Here is a 13185-nt window from a genome sequence, read left to right as displayed (position 1 = left end):
TGTACACACACCGATTACGCTGTTGTTTTACATGAGTGGATCGCACCTGGGCACACTGTGGTCCGGCGGCTGCTGGAGGTGTCGCCGGCCCACGACCAGGCCCTAACCGAAGACCATGCGGTGCCCCCGAGCAGTGTCCATATACTCACGAACCCGGTGAATCAACCCACCCCGAAGCTCAAAAACAAAGCAATAATCATTGGAATAACGGCGGCCATTGGCAAGCGTCGCCGTCATAGTCTCCTCAATGATCACGCGCTCACCATCGGCATAAAACCCATGGAAGTCGATGGTCACATCCCGCACGAAGAAGCGCGGAAAATCCTCAGCAAGAAATCGCACGATCGCATCCCGGCCAACCATATGACTAGATCCCCCCAACGCAACAGCCGTAGCATTCCCGGCAGGCGCCAACCACTCGGCATCCTCAGTAAAGACCGAGGAAATCAGCTCAGAATCATGACTGCCGAAAACCTTCCAAGCACGCTTCACGACATCCCGACTCTCCAGTGCCATAACCAACGACCTTAGGTGAGCGAAGCCAGAGGAACCGGCGAATTTCGGACACCACCGGCAAACCCGAAAGAGAGGCGGCCAGCCAGTGCCCGACCTGAAGGTCCACTGAGCCCCGGTTACCGAGCCCCAGAAGAGCAAAAAGCGCGTCAGCGCAGCAGAGATCGGCTCTGAGTGTCCTCACCCTCGGTCGGCAGTGAGGATGGGTGTGCGTCCGTGAGGATGTGACCGGTGGTGGTTGCTGGTCTGGTCTGACTCTTCGTTCGGCTGGTTTCGTGCCTTTCCCAGGATCTGTCGTCCGGCCCGGCAGCCACCGTCCGGACGGTAGAGGATGGGGTGGCGGCCGGGATTGTCGGTGGGTGCGGATAGTGTCCTGGCATGCTTGTTGTGCACGCTGCCTGGACCTCCGGCGGGGGAGTGTGTCTGTGGGCTGAGGATGCGACGTTGCCGGCTGGCGTCGCGAAGGGACGCGCGCCCAAAAAGCCTCGGCCGCATCCGTTTGGGGCCAGGCCGGAGACCTTGCGGAAGCTCTTTGACTGCGGGGGCGAATCTGAGCTGAGTCTGCTGCTGCCGTCGCATTCCGGTGGCCCGGTGGCGGCGCCGGAGCTGGTCAGGGCGGCGCCGGAGAAGATGGGCAAGCTCCGGCTGCTGCCGTGGACGGTTTCCACTGTGGAGCTTGAGGGTAAAGAGGCGCTGGAGGTTCTGGGGCGGGAAGCGCCGGAAACGCCGAGTGGGTCGTGGCGGTGGCTCAAGGCTGTGGCCGGGTTCGCGGGTGCGTTGGTGGGCCGAGGGCAGGTTCTGCCTGGGCTGCAAGGGGATCAGGCGAGGTGGATTCCGCAACTGGTCGGTGAGGACGGTGAGTACGCCCGCGCCCTACAGAACGCGATGCCTGCGGTAGTCAGGGCGGAGTACCCGAACGGGAACGCGGACGTCTTCCCGGATGTGCTCAACGCTCTCACGGACGCCACAGCCAGAAGCAGGATCACCACATCCGCAAAGTCCGGCAAGACACCCGCCGAGCGGTGGCTGAAAGCCCTCACCACAGACGAGGCGACGGTCGCGGGCGATCTCACCCGGCTCGAATCGGCCATCAAAACTTGGCATGAGTCGGCGGCGCCGCCTGTTGGGCCGTTGCGGACGTGTTTCCGGCTGGCTCTGCCGGATGAGGACAACGACGACTGGCGGGTCGAGTTCTTCCTGCAGGCCACCGCTGATCCGAGTCTCACCGCGTCGGCCAAGGATGTCTGGCAGGGTGCGGGAGCGGCGAAGTTGCTGGCCAGGCATGCCGAGCATCCCGAAGAGGTACTGCTGGCCGGATTGGGCCGGGCGAGCCGGGTCTACCGGGAGCTGGACGCCGCGTTGAAGGTGAGTGCCCCCAGAGCACTCACCACGGATCCTGAAGGCGCGTACCGTTTCCTCCGGCAGAGTGCGAACGCGTTGACGCTGGCGGGATTCGGGGTTCAGCTGCCGTCGGCGTTGCAGCGGGGCCCGGCGCTGGGGCTGAAACTCAAAGCCAGCTCGGCCAAGCAACCCGGTGCTGTGGTCAAGGGTGGCATGGGGCTCAGCGAGATCCTGAGCTACCAATGGGAACTCGCCGTCGGTGAGAACGAGCTCACCGCCGAGGAGATCGCCGAGCTGGCGAAAGCCAAGGCGCCGCTTGTCCGGCTGCGCGGCCAATGGGTCGAGCTGGACAACGCGAGACTGCGCCGTGCGCTGGACTTCCTGGAGAAGGCAGGCACGGGGGAGATGACCGCGGGCGACCTGCTGCAGGCGGATGCCGAGCTTGCCGCCCATGGTGTCGACGTGCCGGTCACGGATGTGGTGGCCGATGGCTGGTTGGGCGATGTGCTGGCCGGCAAGATCGAGGATCAGCTCGAGCCTGTGTCCACTCCGGACAGTTTCACCGCCACCCTCCGGCCGTACCAGCAGCGGGGCCTTGCCTGGCTGAGTTTCCTTTCCAGGCTTGGGCTCGGCGGCTGCCTCGCCGACGACATGGGGCTGGGCAAGACGGTTCAGCTGCTCGCGTTGATCGCCGCTGAGGGCAGCAAGCCGAATCTGCTGGTGTGCCCGATGTCTGTGGTCGGCAACTGGCAGCGGGAGGCCGCGCGGTTCGCGCCCGGGATGAACGTCTATGTCCACCATGGCGCGAGCCGGGTCGCAGGGGAGAAGCTGACCGCGGCCGTCGCCGAGGCCGACCTGGTGATCACCACTTACGGTGTGGTGGCCAGGGAGACCGAGGAACTGGCCGGTCTGGGCTGGCACCGAATCGTGCTCGACGAGGCCCAGAACATCAAGAACTCGGGGTCGAAGCAGGCCAGAGCCGTACGGGCGCTCCCGGCCGCGCATCGCGTCGCCCTGACCGGAACGCCGGTGGAGAACCGGCTTTCGGAACTGTGGTCGGTGATGGAGTTCGCCAACCCGGGCCTGCTCGGCCCGGCGGGCACGTTCCGCAGCCGGTTCGCCGTGCCGATCGAACGGGACAAGAACCCGGAGGTCACGGCCGCGCTGCGGCGCCGCACCCAGCCGTTCATCCTGCGCCGGGTGAAGACCGACCGGGACATCATCTCCGACCTGCCCGACAAGATCGAGATGACCGAGGTCTGCCAGCTCACCGCCGAGCAGGGCTCGCTGTACCAGGCTGTGGTCGCCGACATGATGGACCGTATCGAGAACAGCGAGGGCATGGAACGCCGCGGCCTGGTGCTGTCCACGCTCTCTCGGCTCAAGCAGGTCTGCAACCACCCGGCGCATCTGCTCAAGGACGGCTCACGGATGCCTGGCCGGTCGGGAAAACTGGCCCGGCTGGAGGAAATCCTGGACGAAGCACTGTCCGAAGGGGACAAAGCACTCTGCTTCACCCAGTTCGCCGAGTTCGGCGAGATGCTGCGCGCCCATCTGACCGCGAGGTTCGAGCAGCCCGTGCTGTTCCTGCATGGCGGCGTCACCAAATCGCAGCGTGACGCGATGGTCGAGCGGTTCCAGTCCGATGCCGGGCCGCCGATCTTCGTGTTGTCGCTCAAGGCAGGCGGCGTCGGGCTCAACCTCACGGCCGCCAGCCATGTCGTGCACGTCGACCGCTGGTGGAACCCGGCTGTCGAGGACCAGGCCACCGACCGGGCGTTCCGGATCGGCCAGCGCCGCAACGTCCAGGTCCGCAAGTTCGTCTGCGCGGGCACGGTGGAGGACCGGATCGACGCGATGATCCGCAGCAAGAAGGCCCTGGCCGAGATGGTCGTCGGCAGCGGTGAGGACTGGCTGACCGAGCTGTCGACCGGCGCGCTGCGGGAGCTGTTCGAACTGGCGCCCGACGCGGTCGGGGAGGCGGCCTAGATGCCCTGGTGGGAGGACTATCCGTCGTCCGGCCCGATCAAGGTCGAGAACGGCATCAAAGCCCGCAGCACCCGCGGCAGGATGGCGAACGCGTGGTGGTCGCAGCGGTTCATCACCGTGCTCGAGCAACTGCAGCTCGGCGGCCGGATGACCAGGGGCAAGACGTACGCCCGGTCCGGCCAGGTGATGTCGCTGGACATCTCGGCCGGCAAGGTCATCGCCCAGGTGCAGGGCTCCCGGCCCAAGCCCTACGCGGTGAAGCTGATCTCCAAACCGCTGAGTGCCGGGCAATGGGACCTGGTCACCGAGAAACTGGCCGGCAAAGCCTTGTTCGCGGCGAAACTGCTGGCCGGCGAGATGCCACCGGAGATCGAGGAGATCTTCGCCGAGCTGGGCATCCCGTTGTTCCCGGCCGCCGCCCGCGATCTGCCGATGCACTGCAGCTGCCCGGACTGGGCCGTGCCGTGCAAACACGTCGCCGCGGTCTGCTTCCTGCTCGCCGAACGCTTCGACGACGACCCGTTCCTGATCTTCGAGTGGCGCGGCCGATCCAAAACGGAGTTGCTCAGCCGCCTGCGTCGCAACCGCGCCGAGACACCGGCCGCCGCAGGTCCCGCGTTGGACGACTTCATCGACGACTTCTTCACCGCCGGCCAGCTGCCACCACTGCCCGAACCCGAGGAGACCGAGGCGGTCATCCTGCGAGTGGACGCCCCGGCGATCAAGGCCCACGGCAGTCCCTTGATCGAAGCGCTTGTCCCGCTGTACCGGCAGTTCGCGCCGCCGGATGACGCTCGCTCCACAGGCGATGACGTGGTTGGCGATGTCGCTACTGATAGCGGGCATGGATGAGTGCGGTCACGGTGATACAGGCGTATCGGTTCGCGTTGGACCCGAGCGCCGCGCAGGCTCGTAATCTGGAACGTCACGTGGGGGCGGCCCGGTTTGCGTTCAATTGGGCGCTTGCGCGGGTGAAGGCAAACATCGGCCAGCGGGCGGCCGAACGTTCCTACGGCCTGGGTGGTGAGGAGTTGACCCCGGCGTTGGCGTGGAACCTGCCCGCGTTGCGTCGCGCGTGGAACGCTGCCAAGCCCGAGGTCGCCCCGTGGTGGAGTGAATGCAGCAAGGAGGCGTTCAATACCGGTCTGGACGGTGTGGCTCGTTCGTTGCGGAACTGGGCGGACTCCGCGTCCGGTAAGCGGTCTGGCCGTAAGGTGGGGTTCCCGCGGTTCAAGGCTCGCCGCCGCACCACACCTAGCGTGAGATTTACCACCGGGGTGATCCGCGTGGAGAGCGACCGTCGGCATGTGACCTTGCCCAGGGTCGGCACGATCAAGACGCATGAGTCGACCCGGAAACTGGCCCGGCGCTTGGAGAGCGGGACCGCGCGGATTCTGTCCGCGACGGTGCGCTTGGAGGCCGGTCGCTGGCATTGCGCGTTCACTGTCGAGGTCGTCCGTCAGGTGCATGTTCCGGCACGGCCTGACGCAACGGTCGGGGTGGATTTGGGTATCAAGGTTCTGGCTGTGCTGTCCACCGGTGACCTGGTGCCCAACCCACGACACGTGACCAGAGCCCTGAAGGCACTGCGAACCGCTTCCCGCACGCTGTCGCGGCGAGTAGGCCCCGATCGGCGTACCGGGCAGCGGCCCTCGGCTCGCTGGGAATCCGCCCAGCGGGAAGTCACACGTATCCACGTGCGGGTCGCGAATCTGCGCAAGGACGCGATCCACAAGCTGACCAGCGAGTTGGCCGCCATCTACGGCGTCGTCGTGGTGGAGGACCTCAACGTTTTGGGCATGCTGAAGAACCACAAGCTGGCCAGGCATATCGCTGATGCCTCCTTCGGTGAGATCAGACGCCAACTCGGCTACAAGACCGGATGGAACGGTGGGCGACTGGTCATCGCCGACCGGTGGTTCCCGTCGAGTAAGACGTGTTCTGGCTGCGGCACAGTGAAACCCAAACTGAGCATGGCAGACCGGATTTTCACTTGCGATGCCTGCGGTTTGGTTATCGACCGGGACCTCAACGCCGCGCTCAATCTCAAGCAGTACGTCGACCTGGAGTGGCCGGGCGACGTGAAAACAGGGCGTGGAGCCGACCAGAAGACCAAGCCCAGCTTGGCAGGTGGCTGTGAAACGCCAACCCCGCACCATCCTGGTGGGCAAGACGGGGACCGCCGACCGGTAACGATCGGCTGCGAGCGGTGAATTCATCAGAGTTCCCCAGTTCGTAACGGTGTGGCCGCCCCACATCTCACCTTGATCGGCTGCCAGGATTACGTCGTGGTCGCCGAGACGAATGATGTCCCCATTGCCCCGAGCCCGGGCCTCAAGCTGGCGAAGATCCTCACCGAGGTGCTGTCGCCCGCGACGATCGTGGTGCTGCTGCCGTTCGCGGTGGCGTGGAACGCCACTGGGCACGGGGTGGTGCCGACGATCCTGTGGTCGCTGGTCGTGGCCGTGTTCTACAGCGTGCTGCCGATGGCGTTCATCATTCGTGGCGCGCGGCGCGGCAAATGGGACGGCCACTGGGTGCGCGAGCGTGAACGCCGGTTCCTGCCGCTGATGATGTGCCTTGCGTCCGCCCTGGTCGGGCTGGTGATCCTGCTCGTCTGGGATGCGCCGCGGGACATCGTCGCGCTCGCGTGGTCGATGGTGACCGTGCTGATCGTGTGCGTGGTGATCACCAAATGGTGGAAGGTCTCCCTGCACGCGACTGTCGCGGGCGGTGCCGTGGCGACGGTGGTGTTGATCTACGGCTGGGTGATGACCCTGCTGATCCCGCTCGTCGCGCTGGTGGCCTGGGCCCGCGTCCGGGTCGCCGACCACACCGCCGCGCAGGTCGCAGTTGGTGCATTTCTGGGCCCGGTGGTCGGCGGCGTGGTGTTCGTTCTTCTTCGCTGATCGGCAGGTAGGGGGCCCTTTCCAAGGAGACTCGGGACACACCGGGTTGTCCGGCAGAAGGTTGGACGTCAAACTATTCTCATGACACCTCAGGCGCCGTTGCACCGGCCGGCGAACCCCGTCCGGTTCGTCACGGCCGCCAGCCTCTTCGACGGTCATGACGCCGCGATCAACATCATGCGGCGAATCCTGCAGTCGCAGGGCGCCGAGGTGATCCACCTCGGGCACAACCGCTCGGTCAAGCAAGTCGTGGCCGCGGCGATCCAGGAGGACGTCCAGGGCGTGGCCATCAGCGCCTACCAGGGCGGGCACGTCGAGTACTTCTCGTACCTGGTGGAGCTGCTGAACGAGCGCGGCGCCGGGCACATCAAGGTCTTCGGCGGCGGGGGCGGCGTGATCGTGCCCGCCGAGATCGAGCTGCTGCACTCGCGCGGTGTCGCGCACATCTTCTCGCCGGCCGACGGCCAGAAGATGGGCCTGGCCAGGATGATCAACACCATGGTCGAGTCCTGCGACTACGACCTCGCCCAGCGCTCGCCGCAGTCGTGGGACGGCCTGCCCGCGGGCAACCAGGACGTGCTGGCCAGGGCGATCACCCAGATCGAAGCGGGCGTGTTCACCGGGCAGGACGCCATCCGGACCAGCGGGCAGGTGCCGGTCCTGGGCATCACCGGTACCGGCGGCTCGGGCAAGTCGTCGCTGACCGACGAGATCGTCCGGCGGTTCCGCCAGGACCAGCAGGACAAGGTCCGGGTCGCGGTGCTGGCGATCGACCCGACTCGCCGCAAGGGCGGCGGTGCGCTGCTGGGCGACCGCATCCGGATGAACAGTGTCGATGGCGAGACGGTTTTCTTCCGCTCGCTTGCCACTCGCAACGCGGGTTCGGAGATCCCCGAGGGCCTCGCGGACGTGATTTCCGCGTGCAAGGCCGCCGGGTATGACCTGGTGATCGTGGAAACCCCTGGTATCGGCCAGGGTGACGCGGCGATTGTGCCGTTCGTCGACCTCTCGCTGTACGTGATGACGCCGGAGTTCGGCGCCGCGTCACAGCTGGAGAAGATCGACATGCTCGACTTCGCCGATGTGGTGGCGATCAACAAGTTCGAGCGCCGGGGCGCCGAGGACGCGCGCCGTGACGTCGGGCGTCAGCTGGTCCGCAACCGGGAGGCGTTCGGCAAGTCCTGGGAGGACATGCCGGTTTACGGCACCAGCGCCGCGACCTTCAACGACGACGGTGTTACCGCGCTGTACCAGCATTTGCGGGACGCGCTCGTGGAGAAGGGCCTCGCGGCGAGCGAAGGCATCCTGCCTGTGGTCGACCACAAGACCTCCACGTCGGCCGCGACGGTCGTGCCGGCTTCACGGGCTCGCTATCTCTCCGACATCGCCGACACGATCCGGGACTACCACGCCACCACCGAACAGCAGGTCGGCGCGGTCCGGGACCTGAACCACTTCTCCGCGACTGAACAAGCGCTTGCTCGTGCCGATCTGTCCACAACGGACGTATCCGGGCTGGTCGCCCAGGCTTCGGAGAAGGTCTCTCCCGGCAGCAGGCAACTGCTGCAGGAGTGGCCGTCGGTCAAGGCGGACTACACCGGCGACGAGCTCGTGGTCAAGATCCGTGACAAGGAGCTGCACACCCCGCTGGTCCGGGAGACGTTGTCCGGCAGCAAGATCCGGCGGGTGGCGTTGCCGTCCTTCGACGACGACGGGGAAGTGTTGCGCTTCCTGCGCAAGGAGAACCTGCCGGGCCGATTCCCGTTCACCGCAGGGGTTTTCCCGTTCAAGCGGGACGGTGAGGACCCGGCCCGGATGTTCGCCGGTGAAGGCGACGCGTTCCGTACCAACCGGCGTTTCAAGTACCTGTCCAGTGGTTCGGAAGCGACCCGGTTGTCCACCGCGTTCGACTCGGTCACGTTGTACGGCCGCGATCCCGACACCCCGCCGGACGTTTACGGCAAGATCGGCACCTCGGGTGTGTCGATCGCGTCCCTGGATGACATGAAAGCGTTGTACGACGGGTTCGACCTGACCTCGCCGACCACGTCCGTGTCGATGACGATCAACGGCCCGGCGCCGACGATCCTGGCGTACTTCCTCAACACCGCGATCGACCAGCGCGTGGACGCCTTCCGCGCGGAACACGGCCGCGAGCCCAATGCCGGGGAGCACGCCGAGCTTTCCGCGTGGGCGCTGGCGAACGTGCGCGGCACTGTGCAGGCCGACATCCTCAAAGAGGACCAGGGCCAGAACACGTGCATCTTCTCCACCGAGTTCTCGCTGCGGATGATGGCCGATGTCCAGGAATGGTTCATCCAGAACAAGGTCCGCAACTTCTACTCGGTGTCGATCTCCGGCTACCACATCGCCGAGGCCGGGGCGAACCCGATCAGCCAGCTGGCGTTCACCCTCGCCAACGGCTTCACGTACGTCGAGTCGTACCTGGCGCGCGGCATGGACATCGACGACTTCGCGCCGAACCTGTCGTTCTTCTTCTCCAACGGGATGGACGCCGAGTACAGCGTGATCGGCCGTGTCGCCCGCCGGATCTGGGCCGTGGCCATGCGCGAGCGTTACGGCGCCAACGAGCGGTCGCAGAAGTTCAAGTACCACGTGCAAACATCAGGCCGCTCGTTGCACGCGCAGGAGATGAGCTTCAACGACATCCGTACGACCCTGCAGGCGTTGTGTGCGCTGTACGACAACTGCAACTCCTTGCACACCAACGCTTATGACGAGGCAATCACCACGCCGACCGAGGCCTCGGTACGCCGCGCGATGGCGATCCAGCTGATCGTCAACAAGGAGTGGGGCCTGTCGAAGAACGAGAACCCGCTGCAGGGCTCGTTCATCATCGACGAGCTGACAGACCTGGTCGAGGAAGCCGTGCTGGCCGAGTTCGACCGGCTGTCCGACCGCGGCGGCGTGCTCGGCGCGATGGAGACCGGTTACCAGCGCGGCCGCATCCAGGACGAGTCGATGCTCTACGAGACGCGTAAGCACGACGGTTCGCTGCCGCTGATCGGCGTGAACACCTTCCTGCCCGACAACGGCTCCGAGGAGCCGATCGAGATCGAGCTGGCGCGTGCGACCGAGGAGGAGAAGCGCTCGCAGGTCGACCGGACCCGGGACTTCCAGGCCAAGCACCGCGACGAGGCCCAGGATGCTTTGAGGGGGCTGCGCGAGGCTGCTTCCTCGGGCGCGAACGTGTTCGCTTCGCTGATGGCCGCGGCGCGCGTTTGCACTCTTGGGCAGGTGACCGAGGCGTTCTTTGAGGTCGGCGGCCAGTACCGCCGTAATGTGTAGCTCCTTGACGTCCTCCCCACGGCTGAAGCCGAAGGATTCCAACCCACCACCAACACTCAGAGAGCGAGGGCAGCGAGTTGAGGTTCGCGGTTCGCAGCCCTGCCCAGTGGCTGGAGGGCTCCCCGCGCTGTCACCGCCCGCCCGGCGGCGATGTTCTTCGCCGCGTTCACGTCAGCGTGACAGGCGAACCCGCAGGCGACGCACTGGAATACCGCTTGGCTCTTACGGTTCTCCGGTGCGATATGCCCACAAGCCGAACACTGCTGCGAGGTGTACGCGGCTTTGACCTTTTCCACCCGGCCTGGCGCCTTGTGCTCCAGCCGGGCTACCAGCATTCCCCATCCGTTGGCCAGGATGCCACGGTTGAGCCCGGCTTTCTGCCGCACACCACGGCCCGGGTTGTCCACTGTGCCCTTCGCCGACAGGGTCATGCCCCGGATCGCGCGTTTGGCTCGGCCTCGCCGGTTCGATCCGCGCTTGCGGCGAGCCAGGGCGCGACGCACGCGGCCCAGTCGTTGTTTCTCACCGGGCGTCAGGCCAGGCACACTCAGCAGTTCCCCGGTCGACAACGCGGCCGACACCACCACACCCCGATCCACCCCCACAACCTTGTTGTTGCCCGGCGCGGGGATCGGAGTGGGCACTACGGCAAACGCGACATGCCACCGATCCGCCCGGTCACGGGTGATTCGGTAGGACTTGACTGCGTTAGGCACGGCACGCGTCCAGCGAAACCGGACCCACCCGACCTTGGACACCCACACCCGCCCCCACCGGCGGTTGAGCCGCTGGATGTGCTCTGGTTTCACCGCGACCTGCCGGAAGCCTTCATGCCGGCTGGCTTTGCGCCAGGTTGGCCTGCGGTGCGTGCCACCAAAGAAGTTCCGCATCGCCTGGGCGAAATCCCGCAACGCCTGCTGCTGCACCGTCACCGACCCGGCACGCAACCACGCGAACTGCGCTCGCGCCTCAGTCAGTTGCCGCGCTTGCTCCACATACCCTGGCGCCGCACCACGTTCCGGCCGCCACCACGAATGTTGCTCCACGGCCAGATTCCATACGAATCGAGCCTGCGCGCAGTGCTCCAGCAACCCGACCTCTTGCTCGAACGTCGGAGACAAGCGGTAGCGGGGCGCGCACGCAACGTTAACATCCGATGCCGACAACTCCGGACACGCCACGCTCGGACCAACGGCCTCGGTTTCCTCCCACACACGGAGGCGGGAGCTCCCGCCGATCAGGAGTCACAATGAGCGAAGGGACAAGCGTGAGCCGCGTTGGTGTGGTCGGGTGCGGTCTGATGGGATCGGGCATCGCGGAGGTGTGCGCCCGGGCCGGCCTGGACGTCAAAGTCACCGAGGCGTCCGTGGACGCCCTGACAGCAGGCAAGGCACGGATCGAGAAATCACTCGACCGAGGTGTCCGCAGCGGCAAACTGTCCGCCGAAGACCGCGACACAGCCTTCGGCCGAATCACCTTCGTCACCGACATAGGTGAACTCGCCGACCGTCAGATCACCATCGAAGCGGTCGCCGAGAACGAGCAGATCAAGACGGACATCTTCGCGGCCCTGGACAAAGTCGTCGAGGACCCGGCGGCGATCTTCGCCTCCAACACCTCCTCGATCCCGATCATGAAGCTCGGCATGGCCACCAGCCGGCCGGAGCAGGTCATCGGCATCCACTTCTTCAACCCGGTCCCGGTCCTCAAACTGGTCGAGCTCGTCCCCTCCCTGCTGACCGGCCCCGAAACCCAGTCACGGGCCGACTCATTCGTAACGGGCGTGCTCGGCAAACAGGTGATTCGTTCCCAGGACCGCGCCGGATTCGTCGTCAACGCGCTGCTGGTGCCGTACCTGCTGTCCGCGATCCGCATGATGGAATCCGGCTTCGCCTCCGCCGACGACATCGACAACGGCATGGTCCTCGGCTGCGCCCACCCCATGGGCCCCCTCCGCCTCACAGACCTGATCGGCCTCGATACAACCAAGGCCATCGCCGAATCGATGTACGCCGAATTCAAAGAACCGCTCTACTCTCCGCCTCCGCTCTTGCTCCGCATGGTCGACGCCGGCCTCTTGGGTAAGAAGAGCGGTCGCGGCTTCCACCAGTACTGAGCCTTTCGTGCCTTGCCCGCGAGGATTTCTTTCTTCGCGGGCACTGGTTTTCCTGGAATATCGTTGATCTTGTGGTTGCTTCGGTGTCGCCGCTGCCGCCGTCGAGCGCCGGTCCTCACTCGACCCTTACTCGACGATGTTGAGCCGATCAGGTGATCCCGGTGCGAACGGTCCTTTCGCGCGGGTTCACCTCTTGCAAACCCCTGCTGACCTTGCTTCCCCGCTCGGGTCCGCCAGACCTTCAAGCTCGGTGACTGGGCGCGCCTGCATCCTCTTCTCAGGGATCGGTGGGGTGGGGGTTCTAGGCTGTTCGGTGTGAAGCCTGCTGAGGCGAATGCGCTGCTGGGTCTTGTGCTGGGTGAGGGGCGGGAGACTGATCCTGTTGGGCAGGGGATTCTGGATGCGGCGTTGGCTGAGTTCCTGGCGTATGGGTTGCGGCGTGCGAACGTGGACGCGGTGGCGAAGCGGGCCGGGGTGTCCAGGGCGACGCTTTACCGGCGGTTCGAGAACAAGGATGTGCTTGTTCAGGCTGTCCTGATCCGGGAGTGCCGGAGGTTCTTCGGGAGTGTCGCGGAGGCGGTCGAGGGGTTGCCGACTGCTACGGAGCGGCTTGTGGAGGGGTTTGTCGTCGGGGTTCGGTACGCGCGTCAGGATCCGTTGCTGCCGAGGCTGCTGGCGAGTGACCCTGAGGCGTTGTTGCCCTATCTCACGGTCAACGGGGGGCTGGTGGTCGCGGTTGCCCGGGATTTCCTGGTCAGTCAGGCAGAAGGGCTGCCGGGCGGTAACACGCCGGTTGACGGGCGGGATCCGGCCGGTGTCGCGGAGCTATTCGTAAGGCTCGCCATCTCGTTCACGCTCACGCCCGACAGTTGCATTCCGCTGGACGACGACGAGTCGGTGCGGGCATTCGCGAGAAGTTACTTGGCAGTATTGATGCGGCCGGCCGCGACACCCAAAGAAATGTAGACCAGAGGATGACACTCTTACTCATTGGTAGGCCCCAAGATG

9 protein-coding genes are annotated in these 13185 nt (G+C 65.6%); 7 read left to right on the top strand and 2 right to left on the bottom strand.

Annotated features, from left to right (window positions below):
* Positions 1–102: 102 nt before the first annotated feature.
* On the bottom strand, positions 103–516 hold the full coding sequence (locus JOF56_RS50930; protein WP_245378758.1) for a nuclear transport factor 2 family protein: 414 nt from the start codon (positions 514–516) through the stop codon (positions 103–105).
* A gap of 588 nt (positions 517–1104) precedes the next feature.
* Between JOF56_RS50930 and JOF56_RS50925 the strand changes: the two genes are divergently transcribed.
* The 5 genes from JOF56_RS50925 to icmF all read left to right on the top strand — a co-directional run bounded on the left by JOF56_RS50925 (position 1105) and on the right by icmF (position 10061).
* The gene (locus JOF56_RS50925; RefSeq protein ID WP_307855651.1) at positions 1105–3843 is read left to right on the top strand and encodes a DEAD/DEAH box helicase; all 2739 of its coding nucleotides are present in this window, start codon (positions 1105–1107) and stop codon (positions 3841–3843) included.
* The gene (locus JOF56_RS50920) at positions 3844–4695 is read left to right on the top strand and encodes an SWIM zinc finger family protein (protein ID WP_209646645.1); all 852 of its coding nucleotides are present in this window, start codon (positions 3844–3846) and stop codon (positions 4693–4695) included.
* Positions 4692–6056, top strand: coding sequence for an IS607 family element RNA-guided endonuclease TnpB (gene tnpB / locus JOF56_RS50915; protein WP_209646644.1), 1365 nt, complete (start codon positions 4692–4694; stop codon positions 6054–6056). The genes JOF56_RS50920 and tnpB overlap by 4 nt, the downstream gene beginning before the upstream one ends.
* A gap of 30 nt (positions 6057–6086) precedes the next feature.
* Complete coding sequence (locus tag JOF56_RS50910) at positions 6087–6752, top strand: hypothetical protein (RefSeq protein WP_307855650.1); 666 nt, start codon at positions 6087–6089, stop codon at positions 6750–6752.
* Positions 6753–6833: 81 nt separating this feature from the next.
* The gene (gene icmF, locus JOF56_RS50905; protein ID WP_209646643.1) at positions 6834–10061 is read left to right on the top strand and encodes a fused isobutyryl-CoA mutase/GTPase IcmF; all 3228 of its coding nucleotides are present in this window, start codon (positions 6834–6836) and stop codon (positions 10059–10061) included.
* Positions 10062–10117: 56 nt separating this feature from the next.
* Here the strand turns inward: icmF and JOF56_RS50900 are convergent, their stop codons facing one another.
* Positions 10118–11242, bottom strand: coding sequence for an RNA-guided endonuclease InsQ/TnpB family protein (locus JOF56_RS50900; protein WP_307855839.1), 1125 nt, complete (start codon positions 11240–11242; stop codon positions 10118–10120).
* 68 nt (positions 11243–11310) lie between these two features.
* Here JOF56_RS50900 and JOF56_RS50895 point away from each other — a divergent pair, with 68 nt between their 5' ends.
* Together JOF56_RS50895 and JOF56_RS50890 are read left to right on the top strand one after the other, a co-directional pair.
* Entirely contained in the window at positions 11311–12177 is an 867-nt protein-coding gene (locus JOF56_RS50895) for a 3-hydroxybutyryl-CoA dehydrogenase (RefSeq protein ID WP_209646641.1), read from the top strand.
* 315 nt (positions 12178–12492) lie between these two features.
* Positions 12493–13143, top strand: a complete 651-nt coding sequence (locus tag JOF56_RS50890) for a TetR/AcrR family transcriptional regulator (RefSeq protein ID WP_209646640.1) — start codon at positions 12493–12495, stop codon at positions 13141–13143.
* Positions 13144–13185 lie beyond the last annotated feature (42 nt).

The sequence above is a fragment of the Kibdelosporangium banguiense genome (assembly GCF_017876405.1).
Classification (GTDB): Bacteria; Actinomycetota; Actinomycetes; order Mycobacteriales; family Pseudonocardiaceae; genus Kibdelosporangium; species Kibdelosporangium banguiense.
This window is presented reverse-complemented; position numbering and strand designations above follow the sequence as displayed.

Bases quoted from the DNA above. Each gene is read 5' to 3' on its own strand.
- JOF56_RS50920 (WP_209646645.1), top strand. From the start codon at position 3,844: ATGCCCTGGTGGGAGGACTATCCGTCGTCCGGCCCGATCAAGGTCGAG.
- JOF56_RS50895 (WP_209646641.1), top strand. From the start codon at position 11,311: ATGAGCGAAGGGACAAGCGTGAGCCGCGTTGGTGTGGTCGGGTGCGGT.
- tnpB (WP_209646644.1), top strand. From the start codon at position 4,692: ATGAGTGCGGTCACGGTGATACAGGCGTATCGGTTCGCGTTGGACCCG.
- JOF56_RS50930 (WP_245378758.1), bottom strand. From the start codon at position 516: ATGGCACTGGAGAGTCGGGATGTCGTGAAGCGTGCTTGGAAGGTTTTC.
- icmF (WP_209646643.1), top strand. From the start codon at position 6,834: ATGACACCTCAGGCGCCGTTGCACCGGCCGGCGAACCCCGTCCGGTTC.